Here is a 24,442-nt window from a genome sequence, read left to right on the forward strand (position 1 = left end):
AGCGCTACACCTCGAAAAACATTGATCTTCTGCGCCGTGAGGAAACGGCGCCCCTTTGGATGGGGCAAATGAACCAGTCGGCCGACGAAGCGCGTCGAATGGTTGACCCGACCGACCTTAGCCGGCGTTCATCCACCTCGGTTCGAGGATCCCCCATCCATCGACTGCCGTGGAGGAAGGTAGTCGGTTTTGGTGATCGGATTGCCTGCCACTGGTGCCTCGCGCTGGAATTCGCCGTGCGAAATCCAGCCCCTCGGACGTAAGCCAGATCGACCGAGTCGGAAGCCCCCCGGAGCATAATGGTCGGTTGAAATCGGCCCTGCGGTCCACGCCAACAGCCGCCAGAGTCGCGGTCCGTGGTTCGTATTCACGCGTCGATCATCAGGGGGCGGGCGCCACCGTGAAACCCGATCAATCGACAGAGCCGAAACTGTGCCTGCCATGGTTACACTCGACAGGTGTCTAGATGTTTACTAAGGTGAACAAGCCTGCACATCGGCTTGGGTGAAGGATGGAGACGCCCATGACAGCCCCCATGCCCCTGTCACGACGCGCCACCTCGCGGCTCAACGACCTACTCATCGCCCCCGGCGCCACCCGGATGGAGCGGTGGCTCAGCTACCTCACCGCGGTCGTTGGTGCCGGTGTCGCCGCAGCCATCGGCGTCGCAGCGGGCTACCCACCCCTGGTCGTGGTGGTACTGGCGGTCCTCGGGTTCGACATCTTCGGCGGGGCCGTGGTCAACGCAACCGCGTCGGTGTCGCGCCGGTTCCACACGGGCGCGACCGCCGCCCGCCGGCAGGTGATCTTCGTGGCGGCCCACGTCCACCTGCCGGTCCTGGCGCTGATCCTGCCCGCGTACCCGTGGTCGACCGCGATCACGCTCTACACCGGCACCCTCGCCGCCGCCGTGTTGGTCGCCACCGCCGCTCCGACGTCCAAACGCCCGCTGGCATTCGCCGCCGCGGCCGGGCTACTGGTCGCGGCGGTCACGCTCCTGCCCGTCCCACCAGCACTCGCCTGGCTGGCGCCGCTACTGATCCTCAAACTCCTCCTCGGGCACCTACTGCCCGGCCCCCGGGCGACCTGAGCCCGACACCACGCCAGCGCCGCCGGTCAACCGAGGTCAATCACGAGGGGCCGGTGGTCGGAGAGGGTCCGTCGTTAAAAGGGTGTAACTCCGAACAAAGGAGACACCGAGATGGGGAACGTGACGACCACTTCACCGGCCGCCGTGGACGCTGGCACGACGGCAATGCCAGCGCAGGGCGACCTCGCGGTCACCAGCCTCGACCCCACCAGCAAGGGTAGCGCCCGCTGGTCCAACCGCTGGAAAGCCGCGTTGAACGCCTTCGACAGCACCCTCGACGGCCGGATCTCCGCCACCCGCCGATAAACAACCCAACATCATCGATAGAACGAAGACAAGTTACACCATTCGGATGACAGACCCGGATCTGATGATGAACGACGGGCACCGCCCTGCACGTACGCTGATTTGTCTTTCGGCAGTGTCGCGCGGCACCCGCGGCCCGTACGGTCGCCTGGGTGAAACGCGCGACGACTACCGGAACGGCTGCCACCGTGCGGGCTGTTGACCCGGGATTTCCGCTGACCGGGGCTGCGGTCGTGTTTGCCAGTCTGAGCATGATGAGCGGGTGGTGGCTATTACCGACCGTGGTCACCGCGTTCCTGGCCGGACGGCGCCCAGGGCGGACGGCTCCGACGGTGCTCGTGCTGGCGGCGGTGCTCTCGGCCGGTATGGTGGTGTTCTCGGTCGTGCCCGGCTGGTTGCCGCTGGCGAGCCGGTTCCTGATCGTGATCGTCGCCGGCACGATGTTTCCCTGGTTCGCGGGACGATTCTGGCGCCAATACCAGGATCTGGTCCGGGCCGGTTGGGAACGAGCCGAGCAGGCACAGCGTGAACAGCGGCTAATCGCCGAGCAAGCTCGGCTGCGCGAACGTGCGCGGATCGCCCAGGACATGCATGACCTACTCGGTCACGACCTCAGCCTGATCGCGTTGTCCGCGGGCGCGTTGAAACTGGCGCCCAGCCTGGAAGATCACCACCGCAAGGCCGCCGCAGACCTCAGGTCCCGGGCCGAAGCTGCGGTGGACCGCCTCGGCGAGGTGATCGGCGTCCTGCGCGAGCAGACCGAAAGCGCCCCGATGGACGTCGACGGCCCCGATCTCGCGGCGCTGACGGCTGCAGCTTCCGCATCGGGGCTGGTGGTCAAGCTGCACATCGATGGCGAGGCGGGCGATCTGCCGCCGATGGCCGAGCGGGCCATGCACCGGGTCGCGCAGGAAGCCCTAACCAACGTGGCCAAACACGCGCCCGAAGCGACGGCGACCATCTCCGTGACGCACACGGCGACCGAGACGACGATCGTGGTGGAGAACGGCCCGCCACCGTCGCCGGCCGGAGTGCACGTCCAGCCCGCTGGCGGGCATGGGCTGGTCGGCCTCGCCGAACGGATGCGGCTGGTCGGCGGCACATTCGAGTACGGCCCGCACCACGGAGGTTTCGCCGTCACCGCGCGGATCCCGCGGACCCCGGTGCCACCGCCGGTGACTCCTTGGATCGACCGGGCGCTGCCGCAGGAGCATCGCCGCGCCCGGCGGCGGGTGGGCCATTCCCTGGTCCGCGCGGTGATGGTGCCGCTGGTCACCGGTGGGCTGCTGAGCGGGGCTCTGGCGGGCTGGGAGACGCTGTCCGCGGCACAGGCGGTCCTGGACCCGGGAGACTACGCGCGCCTGCGCATCGGGCAGGATCGTTTCGAAGTGGAGCGTTTCCTGCCGCGCCGGCAGACGCGCTACCGGCCGTCGGCCGCCGAACCGACTGAGGACGGGGTGACGTGCGAGTACTACGCGATGACGGCCGACCGCTTCGACGACCGGTCCGGAGACGCCTACCAGCTCTGCTTCCGCGACAACGTGCTGGTATCCCGGGACACGGTCACCTCGTGAGCCGCCGATGATCCGCGTGCTGATCGCCGACGACGAACCGATGATCCGTGCCGGGCTACGCGCGGTTCTCGCCACCGCCGTAGACATCGACGTCATCGGCGAGGCCGGCGACGGACACCACGCCGTCGAGCTGGCGCGGCGGCACCGGCCCGCGGTGGCCGTCCTCGACATCCGGATGCCCGGAATGAACGGCATCGAAGCGATGGTGGAACTCCGCGGGACCGTACCAACCACGCGCGTGATCATTCTGACCACGTTCGGGGAGGACGACTACATCCTGCAGGCGCTCGGCGGCGGCGCCGCCGGCTTCCTGATCAAGTCCGGCGAGCCCGAAGAACTGATCATCGGGGTACGCGCGGTAGCCGACGGTGCCGCCTACCTGTCACCGAAAGTCGCGGCCCGCGTCGTCGCGCACCTCGCCGCGACGGGCGCGGACACCCTGGCCACGCGGCGCTCCAGCGCCCGTGCCCGGGTCGACGCCCTCAGCCCCCGTGAACGGCAGGTGCTGGCCTTCCTCGGCAGCGGGCTGTCCAACGGGCAGATCGCCCGGCGGCTGCATGTGGTCGAAGGAACGGTCAAGGCGCACGTGAGTTCCATCCTGGCCAGACTCGGTGTGGAGAACCGGGCTGCGGCCGCGGTGGTCGCCCACGAAGCGGGCATCGCTGTTTCACCACCTGCGCAGCAGTAACGACACCGCCTGCTGGGCCGGCGGCATGAGCCCCAGCAGAGCGGCCGCCACCACCGCGCCACCGAGCAATGCACCACCCAGAACGTCGTGCGGGTAGTGCACGCCCACCAGCACCCGCAGCAACGCGGCCGCCCCGGCCAGAGGCAACGTCAGCGCGGCAAGGCGCGGCCACAGCACCGCCAGTCCGACGGCCAGCCCAGCGGCCAAGGTGGCGTGGTTACTCGGAAACGACCAGTCCCCGCTCGCGGGACAATCGGCGATCACCTCGATCCCCGTACGCAACGCACGGCACGGTCGTTCCTCGTCCACCACCAGCTTCATCGCTTCACTGACCGCGTACGCCGCCACGGTGCCGAGACCGGTCAGCACGGTCCCGGTAGCCCCTCGAACGTCTCGACGGCGCATCGCCGTCCACCACATCGCAGCCAGCAGCATGCCCAGGAGCACCAGAGTGCCCTCAGCCGCCACCTCCAGCGCCGGGCCCAACCACGACGGTGCGCCCGCCGCCGCCCCGATGACCGCTCGATACCCGGACACCGAAACTCCGTCGGTAACCTGCACGGCCCCGGCCCGGCCCAACCCGCCCGGAGAAAGCCAGGCGACCGTCGCCGCGACTGCTGCCAAGACGCCCACCGCAACCAACAACCGCCCAGCTCCGCTGGTTGCTCGTGTTTCTCGTTTCATGGGGGTCGACTGTAGAACGAAAGCAGCCCGAAGCCCGAGCCGAACGGCAACCGCGCACCCCCGACGATCGTCAGGGTTGACCACTCCGCAAAGAACAACGCACCGACAAACCCACGCAGCGAGCCGAGCCGGACGGTGGTGTCCGCGAGCCAGCGAGGCGCCGCTGGGCGGTTGTGTGACACAGAATCCCGTATTCTCTGTCACAGCGCCGACGATCCACCCATCACCACCTGCGGGACGCCATCGCCGCAGTGGGAACGCGGGCAGAACTCCAGTGGGACGCGTCGGGCTCCTATCAGGCCACATCGACCCCGGCCGGCGGCGGCACGGCGACGTCCTCCCGCCGGTCGACGTATCGCTAACAAGGCACTGCGGCCCGTTGTTTTTCGGGTCAGACCACCTACGGACGGGCCAGGTTGAGGTCGCCGAGCAGGATCCGTGGCACGGGCAGGGCCCGCAGCGCGCGGACGGTCTGGCGTAGCTGGCGGGCGTTCCAACCGGGAACGAACGACAGGTGGGTGGTGGCCACCGTCAACGGATCGTGCGGGGTACGCAGGACCGCCGCGAGCACGACGCGGGGCTCGTCCCGGAGCAGCACGAGGCCACTCCGGGATCCCGGTACGTGGATCGGCGCGCGGACCGGGGCCGGCTTCAGCCGGACGACCTGCCAGAAGATGACCGGCTGCCAGAAGATGACCGGGTGGCCGGCTGACCGCCCGTGCAGCAGGTTGAAGGTGGCCAGGCGCACCAGGTCAGCCGAGAGCCGTGGCATGGTGGGCCGGTGGTGAAAATGTTCGTGTGCTCCGTGCTGGTGTTCGTGGCGATCGGGTCGCTCGGCCTGTGGCTGCGGCAGCGTCGAGGACGATGAGGTGAGCGCAGCCAACCGGTAGGCGCCTCGGCGAAGGGCGGCGGTCACCGACTACGCGGCGCGTAACGGCCGGCGCGGATCTCCCGCAGGGCCCGGCGGCGGGTCTCCCCGCGCAGCGTGTCCACGTAGAGACGACCGGCGAGGTGGTCGGTCTCGTGTTGCAGGGCGCGGGCGAGGAAACCGGTGCCGGTGATGGTCAACGGTTGCCCGTACTGGTCCACACCGTGTGCGGTGGCGCGCATGGCGCGCGGGGTCGGGAAGTACAGGCCGGGAATCGACAGGCAGCCCTCATCGTCGTCCTGGCGGTCCTCGCCGAGTTCCAGCGTGGGGTTGATCAGGTGGCCGCGGTGGCCGTCGGCGTCGTAGACGAACACCTGGGCGGAGACCCCGATCTGTGGGGCGGCCACCCCAGCCCGGCCAGGAGCACCGAGCAACGTGTCCATCAGGTCGGCGACCAACGCGCGCAGCTCGGCGTCGAAGCTGGTGACCGCGGCGGCGGGAGTGCGAAGCACCGGGTCGCCGATGATCCGGATCGGGCGCATCGTCATGGCCCAGAGACTATCGCCCGGCGTCGGGCGGGGATGGCGGGCCGGTGCCAGCCCGAGCAGCGAGGTGCCCCGGCGGTCACCGCCGGGGCACCTCGAGCAGGTCGGTCAGCCGAAGCAGGTGGGTACGGGGTTGGGGCTGTCGGTGCAGTTGCTGGGTCGGTTGTTGATGATGATGACCTTGCCGAAGACGTCGATCACGCCGCCGTTGTAGACGCCGCCGGGGTCGTTTTGGGCGAGGTTGTCGGTGACATGGACGTCGGTGAGGGTGAGGACGGTGGTGGCGTCGGACGGGTCGAAGTAGATGCCGCCGGCGAGGTCCCCGGCCTGGTTGCCGGAGACGGTGGTGCGGCGCAGGGCCACCACGGGGTCGCCGCCGTTGCCGATGATGGCGATGCCGCCGCCGTTGCCGGTGGTGGCGGTGTTGTAAACGATCTTGCTGCCCTCAACGGTGACACCGAGATCGGTGGTGAGATAGAGCCCTCCACCGGAGGTGGCGGTGTTGTCGGCGACCTTGACGTGCTGGAGCAGGAGGGATTCGCTGCCGTTGTCGTAGATGCCGCCGCCGAGGCCGCTGGCGGTGTTGCGGGTGATGGTGCTGTGGACGATCTCGGAGAGGTTGCCGTCGTTGTCCACTCCCCCACCGTTGGCGGCGGTGTTGTCGCTGATCAACGTGTGGCTGATGGTGGCGGAGCCCTCGTCGTTGGAGAACCCACCGCCGGTGGTGCCGGAGGTGTTGTGGGTCAACGTCGACTTGCTGATCGTAAAGGTGCCGTTGTCGCTGGAGACGCCGCCGCCCTCGTCGCCGGCGGTGTTGCGGGTGATGGTGCTCTTGGTGATCGTGACTTTGCTCCGGTCACCCCAGACGCCGCCGCCGTCGCCGTTGCCGCCGAGGGTCATGTTGTCCCGGACGGTGACGCGTTCGAGGGTCAGGCGGGTGCCTTCGCCGGCGCGGATGCCGCCGCCGTCGTCGTCGTTGCCCTCGAGCCTTCCGCCGGCGACGGTGAGGTCTTTGAGGGTGAGGTCGCCGCCGGTGACGACCTCGAAGATGCGGAAGTTGTCGGCGGCGGCGGCCCGGATGATGGTGGCGCCCTGGCCGTGGATCGTGATGGGTTGGAAGACCGCGGGTAGTCCGTTGTTGTCCTGGTTGACGGTGAGGGTGTAGGTGCACTTCTCGGCCAGGCGGAGCGTGCCGCCGCCGGCCTGGTTCGCCGCGGTGATCGCGGCGATCAGCGCGTTGGGGTCGCAGGGCACCGGGGTGCCCTTGACCTTCCCGTCACCATGGTTTTCACCCTTCCAGCCCGAGTGGCCGGCCTTTCCCCAGTCACCACCCCATTCACCGTCAACCTTCGACCACTCCCGGTGTGGTTGGCCGTCAGCGACGGGGCGGTCGGGTGAGGACTGGTACGCGGTGGCCGGCCCGGCGCCGGCCAGGCCAGCGACTCCGGTGAGGGCCACGGCGCTGATCGCCGCGACGGTCCGGGGGGTGCGGTACCGGCCGCGCCCTCCGGACGGGCGGGGGAGTCTCCTGCTCTGCAACATCGTTCATCGCTTTCTGTGCGGTCGGTCCGGGCGCGGTGGCAGCGAGTTTGACGCCACAGCAGGAGTCAAGTACACAAAGGCCCTCTAATCGCCTAATAAGCGCGAAAGCGAACCTAAAGCATGAAACCACCACATATTGCTGATCCCGGTTGCTCGTTGGCTGGTGCCCGTCGCTCGGTGTCGCTGGCCGGAACCGGGCGCCGGCAGTCCCGCCACAGCCGGCGCAGGGCCTCGGCGCAGGCCGGCTGCGGTGCCGCTGCTCTTGCTGCCGCATGGCAGGCTCGTGCACCGTGATCGATGATTTTGTGAAGGACTGCCTTCATGGCCAGCTCAAGCGGACCCGTGCGGCCCTGGTCTGGAAGCTCGATGGCCTGTCCGAGTACGACGTCCGACGTCCCTTGACGGTGACCGGGACCAATCTTCTTGGTCTGGTCAAACACTTGGCGACCTGCGAGGCATGGTACTTCGGTGAGATCTTTGGTCGCCCGTTTCCGGAACCGTTGCCGCACTGGCGGGACGCCGATGGCAGCGACCTGTGGGTTGCCCAGGATGAGACCCGAGAGCAAATCATCGGCTTCTACCAGCGTGCATGGGAGCATGCGGACGCCACGATCATGGAGCTACCCTTCGACGCTCCCGGCTATGTGCCGTGGTGGCCGCACCCCGAGGTCGAGCTGTTCAACGTCGTGGTCCATGTCCTGCAGGACACCGCCCGGCATGCCGGGCACGCCGACATCCTGCGCGAACAGCTCGACGGCCGGACCGGGCTCAGAGCCGAGTACGAGGAGCAGATCGACACGGGAGCCCGCGAAACCTACCGGGCGAAGATCGAGCGAGCTGCCCGGACAGCGGCCGGCGGCACGGTTCAATGCCCGGCGGCCAACGTAGCGCGGACCGGGGCCGACTTCGCCGCGGCCTCCGCGACCTCGGCCTCCGGGTCACTGCCCCAGGTGATCCCACCGCCGGCCCACACGTGCAGGTGATCGGCGTCAGCCGCGGCGGTGCGAATAGTCAAACCAAGGTCGACCCGGCCGGAGGTGACCCAACCCAGCGCGCCCATGCTGGCCCCCCGACCAACCGGCTCCAAGGCGGCGATGTGCTCCAGGGCGGCGAGCTTCGGGGCCCCGGTGACCGACCCGCCAGGGCAGACGGCACGCAGCAACTCCGCCAGGCCGACCCCCTCGGCGACCGCCGCGGAGACCGTCGACTCCGCCTGCCACAGGTCGCACCACCGTCGCACGGCGAACAGCTCGTCCACCGCGACGGTGCCGGTACGGGCAAGCCGAGCCAGATCATTGCGCTGCAGGTCAACGATCATGATGTGTTCTGCGCGTTCCTTCGCGCTGGACAACAGCGCGGCCCGGCCGGCGGCGGTGGCCGGGCGGGTGCCCTTGATCGGCCGGGTGATCATCCGCCCGGCCGTGACCTCCACGAGGGTCTCCGGGGAGGCGCAGCCAATCGCCCACCCGGCGCCGGTGAGCACGCCCGCGTATCGGGCACCGGGCAGCGCACCGAGGCGGGCCAGGGCGGGCAGCGGATCACCGGCGTAGCGGGCGGCAGCGTGTCCCACCAGGTTGGCCTGGTAGACATCCCCGCGGCCGATTGCCGCCCGGACGGCACGCACCGCGTCGGCGTGCTGCTGTGGGGTCCAACTCTCCGCCCAGGCGCCGAGCCACCAGCCCGACGGCCGGCGGCGGGCCGGGCGGCTATCCGACGTAGCAGCGTGGCCGTAGACGACGACAGCCACCTCCGGCAGGGCGGGGGCCGGTGTCGCCGGGCCAGGGCCGCGGCCGGCCCCCAGCGCGCCGGCCGCGGCCGAGACGTAGAGGGCAGCGCCGCAGACCAGTGCCGGGGTTCGTCCCGCCGGCCGAGCAAGATCATCCACAGTAAGACCGTGGGCGGCGAGGAACTCCTGGACGAGCGCTGTCGGGTCACCGTCGTCGCCGATGCGCCACTCCCAGCGGGCGCGTTCGACGTGGACGCGCCGGCAGTCCGGCGGCGCCGCCGGCGGAGCAGCCGTCACCCTCGCTGGAAGCGTTTCCACGCTGTCCGGTCCATACCACCTCAACCGTTCAGTGGATTTTCCACGCGCCACGCGCACACCCGCTCGATGCTGATCACTTGAACTTGGTACTGTGCGTCACTGGCCATGTGAACCATCCCACAGTTCCCCCACCCTCCGGAGAACCCCGATGTGCCAGCACCAACCCACCTGCCCCTCCGCCGACGCGACCGACCGGGACGCCGCCAAAGTCATCGCTTGCTTCCCTGAACAGGGCTGGAGCCTGCTCTGCAACGGCGTCATCAGGTTCGAGGACACCGGCGAGATACTCCCCGACGGACGCAGCATCGCCCCGCATCGCGGCCCAGCCCGCCACGCTCTCGTCGCCTGACGACAACCCACAGTAATCATCTGGTTCCGTCGCCCCCAGGCTAGCCGCCCGCACAGGTCACCGGCCTGGGAGTCGACAACCGGCCGGGCGGACACCCCGCCCGGCCCGCCGGCCGCGTATCAGTCCTCAAACGCCTGTGGCGCAGGACAGGAACACACCAGGTTCCGGTCACCGTACGCACCGTCGATCCGTCGCACCGGCGGCCAGTACTTCCCCAGCCGATTCCCCGCCGGATAGGCCCCAACCGACCGCGGATACGGGTGCGACCACTGGTCAGCCGAGACCATCGCCGCCGTGTGCGGGGCGTTCACCAACGGGTTGTCCTCCGCCGGCCACTCCCCCGACCCCACCTTGTCGATCTCCGCTCGGATCGCGATCAGCGCATCACAGAACCGATCCAACTCGGTGAGATCCTCGCTCTCCGTCGGCTCCACCATCAACGTCCCCGCCACCGGGAACGACATCGTCGGCGCGTGGAAACCGTAGTCGATCAGACGCTTGGCCACATCATCGACGCTGACCCCCGTCGCCTTCGTCAACGGCCGAAGATCCAGAATGCACTCGTGCGCCACCAGGCCCTTGTTGCCCGCGTACAACACCGGGAAAGCGCCCCGCAGCCGCGCCGCCACATAGTTGGCAGCCAGCACCGCCACCCCGGTGGCCCGGGTCAGCCCAGCCGCGCCCATCATCCGCAGGTACATCCACGGAATCGGCAGGATCCCCGCCGACCCGTACCGGGCCGCCGACACCGCCGGCCGAGGCGAATCCACCGCGAGCGGGTCACCGGGCAGGAACGGCGTCAGATGCGAGCGCACCGCCACCGGCCCCACGCCCGGCCCACCACCACCATGCGGGATGCAGAACGTCTTGTGTAGATTCAGGTGCGACACGTCCGCACCGAACCGTCCCGGCTTGGCGAACCCGACCAGGGCGTTGAGGTTCGCCCCATCGACATACACCTGCCCGCCCGCGTCGTGCACCTTCGCACACACCTGAGCGATACCCGTCTCATACACGCCATGCGTCGACGGATACGTCACCATGATCGCGGCGAGCGTCTCCCGATGCGCATCAATCTTGGTGTCCAGGTCAATCAGGTCGATGTTGCCGTCGGCATCGCAGCCGACCACCACCACCCGCATCCCCGCCATCACCGCCGACGCGGCATTCGTGCCATGCGCCGACGACGGAATCAGACACACATTCCGGTGCCCCGCACCCCGCGACCGGTGATACGCGCGGATCGCCAACAGCCCCGCCAACTCCCCCTGCGAACCCGCGTTGGGCTGCACACTGACCGCGTCGTACCCGGTCACCTCCGCCAGCCAGCCCTCCAACTGAGCGATCAGCTCCCGGTAACCAGCGGTCTGCGACTCGGGCGCCAACGGATGCATCTGCGCGAACTCCGCCCAGCTCACCGGCTCCATCTCGGTGGTCGCGTTCAGCTTCATCGTGCACGACCCCAACGGGATCATGCCCCGATCCAAGGCATAGTCCAGGTCCGCCAGCCGACGCAGGTACCGCAGCATCGCCGTCTCCGACCGGTGGGCGCTGAAAACCGGGTGGGTGAGGAAGTCCGACGTCCGGGCCAACGCCGCCGGCAACGCCGTATCCACCGCACCGGTGAAGACCGGCACCCCGAACGCCGCCCACACCGCCGCGAGATGCGCCTCCGTCGTGGTCTCGTCGCAGGAAACACCCACCCGGTCGGCGTCCACCAGCCGCAGACTCACCCCCCGCTGCGCGGCAGCCGCCACCACCTCGGCCGCCCGGCCCGGCACCACCGCCGAGACAGTGTCAAAGAACAGGACATCCGCAACATCCACCCCACCCGCGCGCAACCCGGCCGCCAGCCGCACCGCCATCGCATGGGTCCGCGCCCCGATCGCCCGCAACCCGTCCGCGCCGTGGTACACCGCGTACATCCCGGCCATCACCGCAAGCAGTACCTGCGCGGTGCAGATGTTGCTCGTCGCCTTCTCCCGACGGATGTGCTGCTCCCGGGTCTGCAACGCCAACCGGTACGCCGACTCCCCATCCGCGTCCCGCGACACACCGACCAACCGCCCCGGCAGCATCCGCTGCAAGCCCGCGCGGACCGCCAGATAGCCGGCGTGCGGGCCACCGAATCCCATCGGCACCCCGAACCGTTGGGTGGTTCCCACCACGATGTCAACACCGATCTCCCCCGGCGGACGCAGCAGCGTCAACGCCAACAGGTCCGCGGCCACGGTCACCAACGCGCCCACGGCATGCGCGGCACCCACCACCGAAGCGTGGTCCCGCACCGCCCCGGACGCCCCCGGATACTGCACGTGCAGGCCGAAGAACTCCGCCGGCAGCTCCGCACGATCAAGGTCAACCACCTGCACGTCGATGCCGAGCGGCTCGGCCCGACCCACGATCACCGCCACCGTCTGCGGCAACGTGTCCGCATCCACCACATACACCTGGCTCCGGCTGCGGCTCGCCCGCCGCGCCAGCGTCATCGCCTCGGCCGCCGCCGTGCCCTCATCGAGCATCGAAGCGTTCGCGGTCGCCAACCCGGTCAGATCCGTGACCATGGTCTGGAAGTTCAGCAACGCCTCCAGCCGGCCCTGGCTGATCTCCGGCTGGTACGGCGTGTACGCGGTGTACCAGCCGGGATTCTCCAACACGTTGCGCCGGATCACCGCCGGGGTATGCGTACCGTAGTAGCCCAGACCGATCATCGACACCGCAGCGATGTTGCGCTCAGCCAGCGCCCGCAGCTGCGCCAACGCCTCCGACTCACTGGCCGGCGCCGGCAGGTCCAGGGTGCCCGACCACCGGATCGCCTCCGGAATCGCCGCATCCATCAGCTCGTCAACAGAGTCGTAGCCGACGACCTCCAACATCCGGCGTTCGTCCTGCGAATCCGGACCGATATGACGGGCGGCGAACTGCTCAAGGGACATGGGGCGCTCCCCGGGGATGAGGTCGACAGGTCGGCCTCCCCCTCTGTCGCGCCCACAGACGCTCCACAGTGCCTACCCGTGAGGTCCTTTTGCCTGAGAGGTTCCGGGGAGGATTTGCCCCTTCGGCGCCGCACCGGGTGGTTTCCGGGCGGTCTCTCCCACACGGGTGCGACCGGCACGACCAACGCTACCAGCGCCATCCCCACCCGGGCGTCCCCACCCGGGCCACTACTGACCGCACAACAACCCGCCACGGTCAGCCCACCGCCACCGGTCCCCCCGCGTGAACACCTGATACGTCATCGCAGACAACCGTCCACCACCGCCGCTCAACTCACCCGCCGCCGCGCCCGCCGCGCCGCCAACTCGTCCGCCACCACCTCCACCGCAACCGGCGCCGCCGACTCCGGTACCACCGACTCCGCCGGCAGATGCGACAACGACCCCTGAACCTCCTTGAACGCCCCACCGATCGCGATCCCAAACACCCCCTGGCCACCCTGCAACAGGTCAACCACCTCCTCCGGCGACCGGCACTCGTACACCGTCGTCCCATCGGAAATCAACGTGATACCCGCCAGGTCCGCCACCCCCCGCGACCGCAACGCCTCAATCGCCTTCCGGATGTTCTGCAACGACACCCCAGCGTCCAGCAGCCGCTTGACCACCTTCAACACCACCAGGTCCCGGAACGAGTACAACCGCTGGGTACCCGAACCAGACGCGTCCCGCACCCCCGGCACGACCAGACCCGTCCGTGCCCAGTAGTCCAACTGCCGGTAGCTGATACCCACCGCGTGGCAGGCCGTCACACCCCGGTAACCGACCTCGCTGTCACCGTCAATCGCCGCCGCACCCAGGCCCGAACCCAAATCGGAATCCCACGGCTCCTGCATTCGGACAACCTCCCCGCCGTGCGGTGCCACGCCCACGCCGAAACGAGCACCCCTCGATACGGTCACCCTAACGCCGCACCCGACAGTTACCAGGCAACAACAACACGACACGCCGCACCCGCAACACGCCCACAGAGACCGTAACCGGCCGTGACGACACCGTAGCTCGGCGGCGACTCGCCGCCGGTCCGATCAGCCCCGATCAACCGGTCAACCAGCAAAGTCCTCCGGACTCACCTGATCCAAGAACTCCCGGAACTTCTCCACCTCGTCCTCCTGCTCATCCGGAATCACAATCCCGGCCTCGCTGAGAACCTCATCGGCACACCGAATGGGCGCACCCACCCGCAACGCCAACGCGATGGAATCACTCGGCCGAGCCGACACCCGCACCCCGTTACCGAGCAGCAGATCAGCGAAGAAGACATTCTCCTTCAACTCGGTGATCTCCACCGCCTGCAACGGCGCCTCCAACGCCGCCAACACATCCCGCAGCAGATCGTGCGTCAACGGCCGCGTCGGCTTGACCCCCTGCTGCTCGTAGGCGATCGCCGTCGCCTCGACCGCGCCGATCCAGATCGGCAGATAGCGGTCCCCCTCGACCTCCCGAAGCAAGACGATCGGCTGGTTGCCCGGCAGCTCCACCCGAACTCCGACCACACTCAGCTCGCGCACCGCCGCCTCCGTGTCGTTGTCACCTACGCCGCACCGCACCCCTTCTGCACGGTACACGGACCGCAACCCGGCCGTCCCACGCGCGGCACGCGCCGCAAAGGGGTTACCCCGGCAAGCCTACGGCACGCGCCACCGGACAGATCTTTCCGCACACACCCCACCTCACCGCCCCAACGTCGAACGCAACCCCACCCGCACCAACGCCGCGTGCAACCGCTGCGACAACGCCACCAACTCCCGCGCCGTCTCCGCCGCCCGCGCCCGTGCCGCCGGATCACTCTGCCGCGCCAACGGCGTCACCAACTGCGCAAACAACCCCACCTCACGGTCTGCCGCCAACCGATACCCCCGCAGATGCCGCGGTTCCAACCCGTACGCCGCCAGACCCGCCACCGCCTGAGCGATGATCAACGCATCTCCGTCATACCAGCCCGGCGGATCCGACACCACCACGCCAAGCCGCTCCAACTCCGCCAGCGTCGCCCTGTCCACACCGCTGCGGGCAATCAACTCGGCCCGCTCCAACCGAGCCGACTCGGCCTCCGCCAGCCGCGGCACCTCCCCACCCGGGCCCACCGCCACCAACGCCGGCCGAGAACGACCCGGCTGCTCACCCGTGGCATCCCAGTCCGCCAACTGCTCACGAATCACCCGCAGTGGCAGATACTGATCCCGCTGCGCGGTCAACACAAACCGCAACCGCGCCACATCATCCCAGCTGTACTTCCGGTACCCCGCCGCCGTCCGCTGCGGCTCCACCAAGCCCTCAGCCTCGAGGAACCGCAACTTCGACAACGTGGCATCCGGAAAATCCACCCGCAACTGGGCCAGCACCTCACCGATGCTCATCAACGGCTGCGGACGGGGTGACCCCGCCGCAGCGGACGCCGCCGGCTCACTCACCCCCGGCCGGCCCCCTCCTCGGGCCGCGGACCAGCGAGGAACACCAACCGGAACTTACCGATCTGCACCTCGTCGCCATTACTCAACGTAGCCGCCTCGACCCGCTCCCGGTTCACATACGTACCGTTCAGGCTCCCCACATCCCGCACCGTGAACGTCCCACCATCCCGGTGGAACTCCGCATGCCGTCGCGACACCGTCACGTCATCCAGGAAAATGTCACTGTCCGGATGCCGCCCACTGGTCGTCACATCGTGGTCCAGCAAGAAGCGGGCGCCCGCGTTCGGCCCCCGCCGCACCACCAGCAGAGCCATCCCTGGCGGCAACGAACCGGACATCCGGTTCGGCATCACATCGGTAACCGGCCCCTCCAGGGCCTCTTCGAGCGAGCCGAGATTGAGCGTCGAAGTGACGTCGAGTGGGGGGAACTCGTCGTCTGGGCGCGTCATCGGGACCACCTCACGGATCTATTCGGTCAGCGTCGGGTAAGAGCGGGTTTGGCCGCCGGGCATTCTCGCACCCGGCGGCTGGCTCCCCATGCCAGGAAGGCAACTACACAACGCTCAACTATCGGATTCTCGGTCGACTGGGCGAGCCTAGCCAGCGCCGAAAAGCAGGGCAACCGGACGCGCGGAACCAACCCCCGCGCCGGCAGAAGGGCCTCTCAGCCCTCGGTGAGCTCGCGATACGCACCCGCCGACAGCAGGCCGTCCAGCCCGCCTGGGTCAGCCACGGTGACTTCGAACAGCCAACCCGCAGCATACGGATCACTATTGATCAGCTCGGGAGTATCGCCCAGCGCCTCATTACACGCCGACACCGTCCCGCCGACCGGGGCGTAGATCTCCGACACGCTCTTCGTCGACTCGATCTCACCTACCGAATCGCCAGCGGACACCGCCGACCCCACCTCGGGAAGTTGGACGAAGACGATGTCACCCAGCGCGTCCTGCGCGAAGTGCGTGATACCAACCCGCAGCACACCGTCGCCACCACCTGCAACCCACTCGTGCTCGGCGGTATACCGTAGATCCTCAGGAATCACCAGATGCGTCCTTCATCCATCGTGCGCCAGTCCCCACGTGCCGGCGCAGCCGCGCCGCCAGTCACGTAATCGGACGGGCGTGTTCCAGCTCGATCGGGGCGTGCAGCGCCGAAACCTCGGCCACCTCACGATCCTCGACGATCACCGTACCGCCGTCACCGTCGACCGTCGCCACCACCCCGCCCGGAATGTTCAACGCCGTACGCATCGTCGCCGGATCCCCGATCACCGTGATCGTGTACGGGCCGGTCAACAACCGCCCATCCACAAAAAGGGAGCCACTCTCCCCATCCAGGAAATATGTCGAGGCGACGATCCGCACCGTCACCTGGTCGCCGCCGGAGATCTGCATCGCCTCAGCGCCCGCGCCCCGCAACTCCTGCACCGCGTCCAACACCCGCGTCGCCGAAATCGCCGCCCCACCACCGGGCTCGAAGCGCACCACCAACCCCGGCCCCTGCGCCGGCAGCGTCCCCGCCAGAATCCCCAACTCATCCGCCCGCCGCGCCGCCTCCTCCAACGCGGCCTGCCGGCCCCGCTCCCCCGACGCCAGCTGCCGCTGGCTGTCCTCCAACGCCGCGATGTCCTGCCGCAGTCGGTCCTCCCGAGCGTTCAGGTCGGAGAGAATCCGCACTAGATCCTCCTGTCGCGCGGCTGAGGTATACGGATCCGTTGACGTCGTCCGCAACTGCTCCACCAGCGTGAACCCCAGCAACGCCAGCAGAACAAAGATCATCATGGTGGCCGGACTCGTCCGCCGCCAGCCACCGATCAGGGCAAGGGCGGACGTGAACGGACGTCGCGTTGAGCGTTCCACCGTCGCCTCACCCGACTCGGCTGGCTCACCCGACTCGGCTGGCTCGGCCTCTGGTGCCAGCGGACTCAACTCGTCCGGATCCGGCGTGTCCGGACGAGGGTCCGGCTCCCTCGCCGGACCCATCGGCGGCGGATCCGGCTGGCCCGGCCAACCCGTACCCGTCTCGTTGTGCTCGTCACCACTCATCACGACAAACCTATGCCCGGAACAGGTGCCGGCGGATCGCCGCCACATTCCCGAAGATTCGAACCCCCAGCACCACCACCACGCCGAGGGAGAGTTGGCTACCCACCCCCAACTGATCCCCCACATACACGATCAGGCCAGCCACCAACACGTTGGAGATGAACGACACCACGAACTGCTTGTCGTCGAAGATCCGGTCCAGCTTCGCCCGCACCCCACCGAATACCGCGTCCAACGCCGCCACCACGGCGATCGGTAGATACGGCTGCAATGCCACCGGCACCGTTGGATCGAGCCACAACCCAAGCAGCACGCCCGCGAGCAACGCCAACGCCGCGATCATCGAGCACCTCCGAACTCGGGAGCCGTCGGCGAACCAGATGCCCCGGGACTGACCGACCGAGCCGACGGCGTCGGACTGGCCGGTGACTGCGCGTACTGTAGCCGCGGATCCGGCGCGGCAGGCAGGGTCAGGTCATCGGCGTCCCGCACCTCGAACGCCACCCCGGCGTCCGCCGCGACCTGCTTCATGGTCGCCGCGATCCGGGTCTGCGCGAACCGCTCCCGCAACTCGTCCGGGCCGATCGCCGACACCTCGTACGGTCCTGTCACCGGCCGAAAATCCACCAGAATCGCCTGCCCCGCCGACCGAATCGTGGACGTTGCCGTCAACCGCTGCCCGTTGATCGAGATCGCCTCCGCCCCCGCCGCCCACAGCCCGTTCGCGACCCCCTGGAGATCGAGGTAAATCACCCGCGGCGGCCCGGAGACCGGATCCGGCACCATCTGCTGATCCGGCGGAGCATCGGCCAACCGCACCACCACACCGTCCCCACTCACCCGGCCCAAACCGGTGCCCGCCTCCAGCTCGTGCAGCTGCGCCGCCTCCGTCCCCAGCGCGGCGGCCCGCAGCCGGGCCACCTCCGCCCGCAACTCGTCGGCCCGCTCCGACAGCTGGTCGGTCTCGCCCTCCCGCTGCTCGATCTGCGCCACCAGCCCCTCCCGGGCCTGCTGGCGCCCCGGCGCCGCCGCCACCGTTTGGCGGTACGCCACCGCGAGCATAAACCCGAGCACCACGAGGACCACGAGACTCCCGGCCCGGCCCGACCGGCGCCACCTCGACACGGCCCCCACCTGCCGGCGGGCCGCCGCGTCGACGTACCCCGGATCGAGCGGATTGCGGAACAGCTCGGTGAGGAAATCCGGCGCGTACGTCCGCCCGGTCGGCTCCCGGCTCTCCGGTCGAAGCTGCGAGTCGGTCATCGTGCCCTCGCCGCCCGCACCAGCCGCCTGGCCTGCACCACGTACATCGCGCCAGCGACCCAGTACAGGGCCAGACCCCACCAGGCCAGGCTCCAACCAACCGCGCTGACGGCTGTTCCTGGTGCCGCCTTCGCCAGCAACAGAACAGGGAACGCGGCCAACAACAGAAACGTCGCCGTCTTGCCCACATAGTGCACCGGCGGCGGCCCGTATCCGTAGCGACGTAGCGTGCCGAGGGAACCCAACAGCAGCACCTCACGGGCGAGCAGCGCCACCGTGAACTGCCACGGCACCACCTCACGGACGGTGAACGCGACCAGCGTGGCCAGGATGTAGAGGCGGTCCACGAACGGATCGAGGAGCTCGCCCAGTCGACTCACCTGCCCGAGCCGCCGGGCGACCCAGCCGTCCACCCAGTCGGTGGTACCACCGACCGCCAGCACCACGATCGCGGCCACATCGGCATGGGCTACCAGGAGTAGGTAGAGGAAGACCGGAACACCGAGGAGGCGGACGAAGCTGATCAGGTTCGGCAGCGTGAAGACCTGGTCGGTTAGGTGGCCGGATGCCTGCGGAGTGCCAACTCGAGCCGGCCGCTGCGACACCGAACCTCCTCCACTGTGCGCCTCGGCGCCCGACCCACGTCTGCCAGCTGTGCTGCCGGGTCGGTAGGCATCGGCACGGTTACTCCGGCGCGGGACCCGGTGGACCCGTCCGGCGATCGAAATGATCGTGGTCCGGGTCAGTTGCGCTGCCACTATATCCGCCCGGTCACAGCATCGATGCGTTGACTCAGCGTGGATGCGTGCGGTGTCCAGGGTGTGTTCTGGGACACGCACGCTAAGGCAGCCTAGGATACTAGGGGTGTAATCCTGGCACCGTTTCCCAGGCGGCAACTCCAGCTGGGCGAACCCGCCAGTTGCGGCTCCGGGCCACCCCGTGGCCGCGATACTGACCGTGGGGGTGAAGGGGTGAACTCGTCGAACGGCGCCGCGGTGGTAGTCGGCGTGGACGGGTCCGAGCAGGCGCGACGGGCCGTACGCCTCGCGGCCGGCGAGGCCACCCGCCGCAACCGGATGCTGCGGGTCGTCCACGGCTTCATCTGGCCACTCCTCCACGTGCCGGTGGGAGCACCACCCGGCGGACCGCCTGGATCGGGCCTCCGCAACCAGGCGGAGCAGCTCGTCGCCGACGCGGTCGCCGAAGCCGAAGCGACCGCGCCCGGCCTCCGCGTCTCCGGCGAAATCATCGACGGCGAGGCCGCCGCCGTGCTGGTCGGCGAAGCACCGAACGCCGTGCTGATCGTGTTGGGTGACCGGGGTATGGGCGGTTTCGCGGCCCTGGTCGTCGGCTCGGTCGCGGTACAGGTCGCCACCCACGCCGACTGCCCGGTCCTGGTCGCCCGCGGCGCGGATCGCACCGAAGGGCCGGTGATCGTCGGAGTGGATGGATCCGCGGTGTCCCCTTCCGCCGTCGAATTCGCTGCCGAACAGGCGTCGCTGCGCGGCAGCGACCTCGTCGCGGTACACGCCTACCGGCACCCGGTCGCCAGGGAACCCGGCGACATGCAGCCGCTCGTCTACGACGAGGAGAAACTACGCCACGAGGAACGCCAGCTACTCGCCGAATCCGTCGCCGGGCTGGCCGAGCGGTGGCCGGATCTCACCGTCCACCACCAGACCATCCGCGGCCGGAGCGCGCCGATCCTCACCGAAGCATCCCAGCAGGCCCAACTACTGGTGGTCGGCGGGCACGGACGCGGTGCGCTCACCGGCCTGCTGCTGGGCTCGGTCAGCCAGTCCGCGCTGCACCACGCCGACTGCCCGGTCGCGGTTGTCCGCGCTCCCGGCTGACCCGCCCGACGCGGTTGGTCACCACCTCAGACGGGTAGACGCCCGACAGACACCACCGATGAGCGCGACCGAGGAGGCACCCGGATGCCAGCACCACAACCAGGGAACGACCCGTACGGCCAGCACGACGGCGACCCGCTATGAGAGCCGGAGCCCTGGCCGACGGAGCGATCGCCGGCGCGGCCGGCACCACCGCCCTCAACATCGTCACCTATCTGGACATGACGCTACGAGCCCGGCCGGCGAGTAACACCCCAGAGCGCAGCGCCGGCCGGGTCGCCGAGGTCACCCACCTCAACCTCGGTCCGGAGCCCCAGGCGACCAACCGCCGCTCGGGACTCGGCCCGCTACTCGGATACGGCATCGGGATCGCGGCCGGAGTCGGCCTCGCCCTACTGACCCGGGGCCGACCAATGCCGCCGGCCCTTGCCAGTGGGCTGCTCGGCGGCGGGGTGATGACCGCCTCCGGCGGCTCGTACGCCGTCTTCGGCGTCAGCGACCCACGAACCTGGAGCCGTGGGGACTGGCTGTCCGACCTCATCCCGCACCTGGCGTACGGCCTGGTCGCCGCGACGACCTGGAACCGACTCCGGACGCCACCCGCCTGAGGTCCGACCACCGTGCCGCCCGCCCCTGAACGCAGGGCGGGCGGTGCGGATCAGCTGTCGTCCTCAGCGACCGGCTCGCCCGGGGGTCCATAGCCGGAGACCTGGCCCCGGGGCACCGGACGCCCCCGGTCGCCCTGGGACGAGGAACGGTTGCGTGGATGACCCGTCGGACCGGGCCCCTTGGTGTCCTGCACGTTCGAGCCCCGGGCGCTACGCCGGACCTCCTGCTGCTGCGGGTTCGTCACCGCTGTCTCCTTCCCGCTGGACGGCGGCGCCCGCGGCGGCCGCCTCCACCTCCGCATACCCACCGGCGTCACCGGACATGCAGCCGGCTAACCCGGCCTACGGCGGGTATCCCCCGCCGGTGGGAGACAGTCACGAGACAGCGCGGGTGCTGCTGGAACGACGCGGACAGACCTACACCGAGGAGGCCGGGATCCGGCTGGCCGACCGGCCCGGCCCGCTCTATCAGCTGTTGGTGCTCGCCACCCTGCTGAGCGCACGGATCCGAGCCGGTGTCGCGGTGGCCGCCGCCCGGGAGCTCTTCGCCGCCGGCTACCGCACCCCGTCGGCGATGGAGGCGGCGACCTGGCAGGACCGGGTTGATGCGCTCGGTCGCGGGCACTACCGGCGCTACGACGAGCGGACCGCCACGCTGCTCGGCACGGGCGCACGACTCTGCCTGGACCGCTGGCAGGGTGACCTACGCCGGCTACACCACACCGCGCCGGGCCAGCCGGCGCAGCTACGCCGCCTGCTCACCGCTTTTCCGGGCATCGGGCCCGCCGGTGCGGACATCTTCCTCCGCGAGGCCCAGGCGGTCTGGCCGGACCTGCGTCCCTTCGCCGACCGGCGTGCCCTCAGCGGCGCGGAGAGGTTGGGCCTGCCGCAAACCCCGCGGCGGCTCGCCAGCCTGGTGACGGAGGCGGAGTTCGGCCGCTTCGCCTCCGCCCTGGTGCGGGTCGCGCTCGGCGAAGAGTCCGCCGGCGCCGTGACACGGGCGGCGAGCCGGTGACCGGTCACTTCGTTGCGTCGCCGCGAGGCCGGGTCAGATACCACACCAGCAGCGCGGCGAGCACGGCCAGTGCGATCAGGCCGCTGGTGACGCCCTCACCCTCCGGTTGATCCCGGCCGGTCGTTCCAAAATAGATCACTGCCAACCCGGTCAGCACCGCCACGGCGGTGCGTACTCCTCGGTCCCTCACACTCGGTGACCCTAGCCAGCGCCAGCCGCGAAGGGTGGCAAACTACTTTTTTCCCCTAAACAGGGTCAGTCGACCTCCAGGTCGTCGAGCGAAATCTTGTGACTCATCAGCCAGCGCGCCAACGCCGACATTCCGAACAGCCACAGCGGCGCCGACTCGGTCGTCCCGCTGGTGGCAAAAATCGCGAACCGGAGGTCGGGCGCGCGGTATGCCTCGATCCGCCACCGGTGTTGCCGGTCCCGCCAGATCGCTGAAGGGTCCATGCCCAGAAGCTACCGAGGTGGCCCCGCGTGCGGGGCCACCTCGGGGACCCGGAGCCGGTGCCCAGCACTGCTTCGGCTTCGGCTTCGGCTTCGGCTTCGGCTTCGGCTTCGGCTTCGGCTTCGGCGGGAGAAGAACACCGCCCTCCGAGGCTTAGGTCTCGGAGGGCGGTGTTGAGGGTGGCCGGTGTGCAGGTCGCCTCTCGGCGCGTGGCGCGTGGCGGCTCCAGCCGAACGGTATTCCGCGACGGCTTATTGGTGAGGCCCGGGGACACTGGACACACCGACACCCGTATCAACAGCGTACCCGCCCCCGGCCCTTCCTACCGGTCCGGTGATCGTTGCCACCAGGTCGGTACCGGTAGTGGACAGGTGGACTGCTCCCCCGCTGGTCTCGGTGGGCGGCAGCACCACCGCTAGAGCATCCTAGGATCCTGGATGGGTGCGGATTGATGCCGCTCGCGAGCCGCGGCGACCAACAGCGTCAGCGCGGGCGGGGGGTTCTCCGCCGGGGCAGCCCCGCCAGCACTCCGAACGCCCTCCGCACCGGCACCCGGGAGAGCAGGTCATCGAAGCCAGCCCGCCCTTGGCAGAAGGCGACAAAGGCCCGCCAGCCCGGCGGTGTCGCCAACAGCCCGTGGAACAGCCCCGGCCGACGCGAGAAGGCTTCCAGCAACTGCTGGCCCGCCCGCATCGATGGAACCAACTCCCCCGCGACTGCCGACTCGTACTGGCCCAGATTGTCAGCGGCGACCGCCGCCCCCGCCAGCACGCCGGAACGCAGGGCGTAGCTGATCCCCTCCCGGCTCCACGGCTCCAGCAACCCCGCCGCGTCCCCCACCACCAGCACCCGCCCCCGGCGCAGCGGCGAGCCTTCCTGCCGACACCGGGTCAGGTGCCCGGAATCGTGCGCCGGCTCGACCCCGGCCAAGCCCAGCCGGTCCACGAACGACCGCAGGTACGCCCGGGTCTGCTCCCCCGTCCCCCGCGCCGCGATCACCCCCACCGTCAGCAGGTCGTCCTTCGGAAACACCCACGCGTACGAGCCGGGTAGCGGGCCCCAGTCCAGCAGCACCCGACCCCGCCAGCGGGCCCGTTGGGCCGGTGCCACCGGCAGCTCCAACTCCAACCCCAGGTCGACCTGCCGGTGCCGCACCCCCACGTGCCGTGCGGTCACCCCCGAAGACCCGTCGGCGCCGATCACCGCCCGCGCCGCCACCGTCGCCCCGTCGGCCAGCCGCAGGCGGACCCGGTCCGGCTCCGCCTGCACCGCCCGGACCGCGACTCGCTGACGCAGCTTGGCCCCGGCGTCGACCGCGGCGGCCCGTAGCCGGTCATCAAACTCGTCCCGGCGCACCATCGTCACCAGCGGACCGGCCGCGCTCCGTCGGGTGAACGCCCGCCGCCCATCCAGGGTGAAGGTCACTCGCTCCGCCCGATCCTGCGCGGGCACCTCGATCCGGTCCGCCAGTGCGGCCAGCGAGGTGCCGATCAGGCCGCCGCCACAGGTCTTGTAACGCGGATGTACCGCCCGCTCCAGAACGAGGGTCGTCAGACCCGCCCGTGCCGCGACGTGTGCGGCGGACAGGCCCGCCGGGCCCGCACCCACCACCGCAAGATCCCAGATCGTCACCGTTGCCAGCCTAGGGCCCACGTCAACGTTCCTGGTCGAGGCGGGCGGGTTCCGGCACCGTCGCGACCGGCACCGAGCCCTGCCCCAGGCGACGGCCGGACGGGGCGACATACCCGATCGGGGAAGCATCTTCGGTGGCCAGCCGGGTAACCACCGCCCAGGCCAACCGCCCGCCCGGCGGTACCCGAAGGAGGACGACATGCGGCAGGTGCAACTGTCGGAGCTCGAGGAACAGGTGTACGACGCGGTCGCGGTCCTGGAGGCCCGCGGCCAGGTTCCGTACCCAGACCTGATCGCCGAGGAGACCGGGTTGACCGAGGAACAACTGATCGCTCCCCTACACCAACTCACCGAGAAGAACCTGCTGCACCGCGAGGACTCACCGATGGCCGGCCTGGACTTCGGCCCGCGGTTCTGCGCCCAACAGCTGACGTGAGGCCACGACACCCCGAAGTGGGTGGGTAACCGCCGG

At 69.4% G+C, this 24,442-nt stretch carries 27 protein-coding genes, 2 pseudogenes and 1 riboswitch; of the genes and pseudogenes, 10 read left to right on the forward strand and 19 right to left on the reverse strand.

The genetic code is table 11. The annotated features are described in order from the left end of the window. Nucleotides 1-523 precede the first annotated feature (523 nt). The 4 genes from T398_RS19850 (at nucleotide 524) to T398_RS19865 (ending at nucleotide 3,658) form a co-directional block, all read left to right on the forward strand. Nucleotides 524-1,090 carry a hypothetical protein gene (locus tag T398_RS19850; protein WP_496448969.1) on the forward strand — a complete coding sequence of 189 codons (567 nt, stop codon included), beginning with the start codon at nucleotides 524-526 and terminating at the stop codon, nucleotides 1,088-1,090. Between the two features lie 120 nt (nucleotides 1,091-1,210). Then, on the forward strand, nucleotides 1,211-1,396 hold the full coding sequence (locus T398_RS19855; RefSeq protein WP_496448971.1) for a hypothetical protein: 186 nt from the start codon (nucleotides 1,211-1,213) through the stop codon (nucleotides 1,394-1,396). 152 nt (nucleotides 1,397-1,548) lie between these two features. Further along, nucleotides 1,549-2,970: a sensor histidine kinase gene (locus tag T398_RS19860; RefSeq protein WP_496448972.1), complete on the forward strand. Its 1,422-nt coding sequence runs from the start codon at nucleotides 1,549-1,551 to the stop codon at nucleotides 2,968-2,970. A gap of 7 nt (nucleotides 2,971-2,977) precedes the next feature. Beyond that, complete coding sequence (locus tag T398_RS19865) at nucleotides 2,978-3,658, forward strand: response regulator (protein WP_496448974.1); 681 nt, start codon at nucleotides 2,978-2,980, stop codon at nucleotides 3,656-3,658. Here T398_RS19865 and T398_RS19870 read toward each other — a convergent pair. The 4 genes and pseudogenes from T398_RS19870 to T398_RS19885 form a co-directional block, all read right to left on the reverse strand. Continuing rightward, on the reverse strand, nucleotides 3,638-4,342 hold the full coding sequence (locus T398_RS19870) for a phosphatase PAP2 family protein (protein ID WP_496448976.1): 705 nt from the start codon (nucleotides 4,340-4,342) through the stop codon (nucleotides 3,638-3,640). The two genes, T398_RS19865 and T398_RS19870, sit on opposite strands and share 21 nt — an antisense overlap. A 412-nt stretch (nucleotides 4,343-4,754) precedes the next feature. Further along, nucleotides 4,755-5,024, reverse strand: a pseudogene (locus tag T398_RS19875) (endonuclease/exonuclease/phosphatase family protein); the annotation flags it as partial. A 230-nt stretch (nucleotides 5,025-5,254) separates the two neighbouring features. Continuing rightward, nucleotides 5,255-5,758, reverse strand: coding sequence for a peptide deformylase (locus T398_RS19880; RefSeq protein ID WP_496448978.1), 504 nt, complete (start codon nucleotides 5,756-5,758; stop codon nucleotides 5,255-5,257). A 105-nt stretch (nucleotides 5,759-5,863) separates the two neighbouring features. Continuing rightward, entirely contained in the window at nucleotides 5,864-7,297 is a 1,434-nt protein-coding gene (locus tag T398_RS19885; RefSeq protein ID WP_496448980.1) for a right-handed parallel beta-helix repeat-containing protein, read from the reverse strand. Nucleotides 7,298-7,587: 290 nt separating this feature from the next. On the opposite strand from T398_RS19885, the pseudogene T398_RS19890 reads away from it, so the two are divergent. Further along, nucleotides 7,588-8,166, forward strand: a pseudogene (locus tag T398_RS19890) (DinB family protein); the annotation flags it as partial. Here the strand turns inward: T398_RS19890 and T398_RS19895 are convergent. Continuing rightward, entirely contained in the window at nucleotides 8,163-9,392 is a 1,230-nt protein-coding gene (locus T398_RS19895; protein ID WP_496448982.1) for a chorismate-binding protein, read from the reverse strand. The pseudogene T398_RS19890 and the gene T398_RS19895 sit on opposite strands and share 4 nt — an antisense overlap. A 97-nt stretch (nucleotides 9,393-9,489) precedes the next feature. On the opposite strand from T398_RS19895, the gene T398_RS19900 reads away from it, so the two are divergent. Continuing rightward, the gene (locus T398_RS19900) at nucleotides 9,490-9,690 is read left to right on the forward strand and encodes a DUF5999 family protein (protein ID WP_018215535.1); all 201 of its coding nucleotides are present in this window, start codon (nucleotides 9,490-9,492) and stop codon (nucleotides 9,688-9,690) included. Nucleotides 9,691-9,809: 119 nt separating this feature from the next. On the opposite strand, the gene gcvP is transcribed toward T398_RS19900, so the two are convergent. From gcvP to clsA, 10 genes are all read right to left on the reverse strand, one after another. Next, a complete protein-coding gene (gcvP, locus tag T398_RS19905) occupies nucleotides 9,810-12,626 on the reverse strand; it encodes an aminomethyl-transferring glycine dehydrogenase (RefSeq protein WP_496448984.1) in 2,817 nt (938 codons plus the stop codon). A 71-nt stretch (nucleotides 12,627-12,697) separates the two neighbouring features. Beyond that, a riboswitch (glycine riboswitch) is annotated at nucleotides 12,698-12,797 on the reverse strand. 158 nt (nucleotides 12,798-12,955) lie between these two features. Further along, on the reverse strand, nucleotides 12,956-13,522 hold the full coding sequence (locus tag T398_RS19910; protein ID WP_496448986.1) for a MerR family transcriptional regulator: 567 nt from the start codon (nucleotides 13,520-13,522) through the stop codon (nucleotides 12,956-12,958). A 210-nt stretch (nucleotides 13,523-13,732) separates the two neighbouring features. Then, nucleotides 13,733-14,197: a bifunctional nuclease family protein gene (locus tag T398_RS19915; RefSeq protein WP_496448988.1), complete on the reverse strand. Its 465-nt coding sequence runs from the start codon at nucleotides 14,195-14,197 to the stop codon at nucleotides 13,733-13,735. Between the two features lie 162 nt (nucleotides 14,198-14,359). Beyond that, a complete protein-coding gene (ftsR, locus tag T398_RS19920; RefSeq protein ID WP_496449030.1) occupies nucleotides 14,360-15,046 on the reverse strand; it encodes a transcriptional regulator FtsR in 687 nt (228 codons plus the stop codon). A 50-nt stretch (nucleotides 15,047-15,096) separates the two neighbouring features. Continuing rightward, nucleotides 15,097-15,549 (reverse strand): oxoglutarate dehydrogenase inhibitor Odhl, encoded by a 453-nt coding sequence (gene odhI, locus T398_RS19925; protein ID WP_018215541.1) that lies wholly within the window; start codon nucleotides 15,547-15,549, stop codon nucleotides 15,097-15,099. Nucleotides 15,550-15,764: 215 nt separating this feature from the next. Then, on the reverse strand, nucleotides 15,765-16,145 hold the full coding sequence (gcvH, locus tag T398_RS19930) for a glycine cleavage system protein GcvH (protein ID WP_496448990.1): 381 nt from the start codon (nucleotides 16,143-16,145) through the stop codon (nucleotides 15,765-15,767). A 61-nt stretch (nucleotides 16,146-16,206) separates the two neighbouring features. Then, nucleotides 16,207-17,148 (reverse strand): DUF881 domain-containing protein, encoded by a 942-nt coding sequence (locus T398_RS19935; RefSeq protein WP_496448992.1) that lies wholly within the window; start codon nucleotides 17,146-17,148, stop codon nucleotides 16,207-16,209. A gap of 10 nt (nucleotides 17,149-17,158) precedes the next feature. Further along, nucleotides 17,159-17,491: a small basic family protein gene (locus T398_RS19940; RefSeq protein ID WP_496448994.1), complete on the reverse strand. Its 333-nt coding sequence runs from the start codon at nucleotides 17,489-17,491 to the stop codon at nucleotides 17,159-17,161. Next, nucleotides 17,488-18,411: a DUF881 domain-containing protein gene (locus T398_RS19945; protein WP_496448996.1), complete on the reverse strand. Its 924-nt coding sequence runs from the start codon at nucleotides 18,409-18,411 to the stop codon at nucleotides 17,488-17,490. Before T398_RS19945 ends, T398_RS19940 begins: the two co-directional genes overlap by 4 nt. After that, a complete protein-coding gene (clsA, locus tag T398_RS19950; protein WP_496448997.1) occupies nucleotides 18,408-19,016 on the reverse strand; it encodes a cardiolipin synthase ClsA in 609 nt (202 codons plus the stop codon). The genes T398_RS19945 and clsA overlap by 4 nt, the downstream gene beginning before the upstream one ends. A gap of 366 nt (nucleotides 19,017-19,382) precedes the next feature. On the opposite strand from clsA, the gene T398_RS19955 reads away from it, so the two are divergent. Both T398_RS19955 and T398_RS19960 read left to right on the forward strand, forming a co-directional pair. Further along, complete coding sequence (locus tag T398_RS19955) at nucleotides 19,383-20,264, forward strand: universal stress protein (RefSeq protein ID WP_496448999.1); 882 nt, start codon at nucleotides 19,383-19,385, stop codon at nucleotides 20,262-20,264. A gap of 140 nt (nucleotides 20,265-20,404) precedes the next feature. Further along, entirely contained in the window at nucleotides 20,405-20,872 is a 468-nt protein-coding gene (locus T398_RS19960; protein ID WP_496449000.1) for a hypothetical protein, read from the forward strand. 50 nt (nucleotides 20,873-20,922) lie between these two features. Here the strand turns inward: T398_RS19960 and T398_RS19965 are convergent, their stop codons facing one another. Continuing rightward, the gene (locus T398_RS19965; RefSeq protein WP_496449002.1) at nucleotides 20,923-21,117 is read right to left on the reverse strand and encodes a hypothetical protein; all 195 of its coding nucleotides are present in this window, start codon (nucleotides 21,115-21,117) and stop codon (nucleotides 20,923-20,925) included. A gap of 77 nt (nucleotides 21,118-21,194) precedes the next feature. Here T398_RS19965 and T398_RS19970 point away from each other — a divergent pair, with 77 nt between their 5' ends. After that, nucleotides 21,195-21,887, forward strand: coding sequence for a hypothetical protein (locus tag T398_RS19970; RefSeq protein WP_496449004.1), 693 nt, complete (start codon nucleotides 21,195-21,197; stop codon nucleotides 21,885-21,887). 4 nt (nucleotides 21,888-21,891) lie between these two features. Here the strand turns inward: T398_RS19970 and T398_RS19975 are convergent, their stop codons facing one another. From T398_RS19975 to T398_RS19985, 3 genes are all read right to left on the reverse strand, one after another. After that, entirely contained in the window at nucleotides 21,892-22,050 is a 159-nt protein-coding gene (locus tag T398_RS19975) for an amidophosphoribosyltransferase (RefSeq protein WP_496449006.1), read from the reverse strand. A 92-nt stretch (nucleotides 22,051-22,142) separates the two neighbouring features. Beyond that, nucleotides 22,143-22,340 carry a hypothetical protein gene (locus T398_RS19980; RefSeq protein ID WP_018215551.1) on the reverse strand — a complete coding sequence of 66 codons (198 nt, stop codon included), beginning with the start codon at nucleotides 22,338-22,340 and terminating at the stop codon, nucleotides 22,143-22,145. Between the two features lie 481 nt (nucleotides 22,341-22,821). Continuing rightward, on the reverse strand, nucleotides 22,822-23,970 hold the full coding sequence (locus T398_RS19985; protein WP_496449008.1) for a geranylgeranyl reductase family protein: 1,149 nt from the start codon (nucleotides 23,968-23,970) through the stop codon (nucleotides 22,822-22,824). Between the two features lie 199 nt (nucleotides 23,971-24,169). Here T398_RS19985 and T398_RS19990 point away from each other — a divergent pair, with 199 nt between their 5' ends. Next, nucleotides 24,170-24,406 carry a hypothetical protein gene (locus tag T398_RS19990; protein ID WP_018219636.1) on the forward strand — a complete coding sequence of 79 codons (237 nt, stop codon included), beginning with the start codon at nucleotides 24,170-24,172 and terminating at the stop codon, nucleotides 24,404-24,406. Nucleotides 24,407-24,442: the final 36 nt, after the last annotated feature.

The sequence above is a fragment of the Salinispora goodfellowii genome (assembly GCF_059570675.1).

Coding starts and splice junctions, on each gene's coding strand:
- gcvP (WP_496448984.1), bottom strand. CDS start 12,626: ATGTCCCTTGAGCAGTTCGCCGCCCGTCATATCGGTCCGGATTCGCAG.
- T398_RS19900 (WP_018215535.1), top strand. CDS start 9,490: ATGTGCCAGCACCAACCCACCTGCCCCTCCGCCGACGCGACCGACCGG.
- T398_RS19990 (WP_018219636.1), top strand. CDS start 24,170: ATGCGGCAGGTGCAACTGTCGGAGCTCGAGGAACAGGTGTACGACGCG.
- ftsR (WP_496449030.1), bottom strand. CDS start 15,046: ATGAGCATCGGTGAGGTGCTGGCCCAGTTGCGGGTGGATTTTCCGGAT.
- T398_RS19945 (WP_496448996.1), bottom strand. CDS start 18,411: ATGACCGACTCGCAGCTTCGACCGGAGAGCCGGGAGCCGACCGGGCGG.
- T398_RS19980 (WP_018215551.1), bottom strand. CDS start 22,340: ATGGACCCTTCAGCGATCTGGCGGGACCGGCAACACCGGTGGCGGATC.
- T398_RS19880 (WP_496448978.1), bottom strand. CDS start 5,758: ATGACGATGCGCCCGATCCGGATCATCGGCGACCCGGTGCTTCGCACT.
- odhI (WP_018215541.1), bottom strand. CDS start 15,549: ATGACGCGCCCAGACGACGAGTTCCCCCCACTCGACGTCACTTCGACG.
- T398_RS19935 (WP_496448992.1), bottom strand. CDS start 17,148: ATGAGTGGTGACGAGCACAACGAGACGGGTACGGGTTGGCCGGGCCAG.
- T398_RS19850 (WP_496448969.1), top strand. CDS start 524: ATGACAGCCCCCATGCCCCTGTCACGACGCGCCACCTCGCGGCTCAAC.
- T398_RS19885 (WP_496448980.1), bottom strand. CDS start 7,297: ATGTTGCAGAGCAGGAGACTCCCCCGCCCGTCCGGAGGGCGCGGCCGG.
- T398_RS19910 (WP_496448986.1), bottom strand. CDS start 13,522: ATGCAGGAGCCGTGGGATTCCGATTTGGGTTCGGGCCTGGGTGCGGCG.
- T398_RS19940 (WP_496448994.1), bottom strand. CDS start 17,491: ATGATCGCGGCGTTGGCGTTGCTCGCGGGCGTGCTGCTTGGGTTGTGG.
- T398_RS19970 (WP_496449004.1), top strand. CDS start 21,195: ATGCAGCCGGCTAACCCGGCCTACGGCGGGTATCCCCCGCCGGTGGGA.
- T398_RS19960 (WP_496449000.1), top strand. CDS start 20,405: ATGAGAGCCGGAGCCCTGGCCGACGGAGCGATCGCCGGCGCGGCCGGC.
- T398_RS19870 (WP_496448976.1), bottom strand. CDS start 4,342: ATGAAACGAGAAACACGAGCAACCAGCGGAGCTGGGCGGTTGTTGGTT.
- T398_RS19865 (WP_496448974.1), top strand. CDS start 2,978: ATGATCCGCGTGCTGATCGCCGACGACGAACCGATGATCCGTGCCGGG.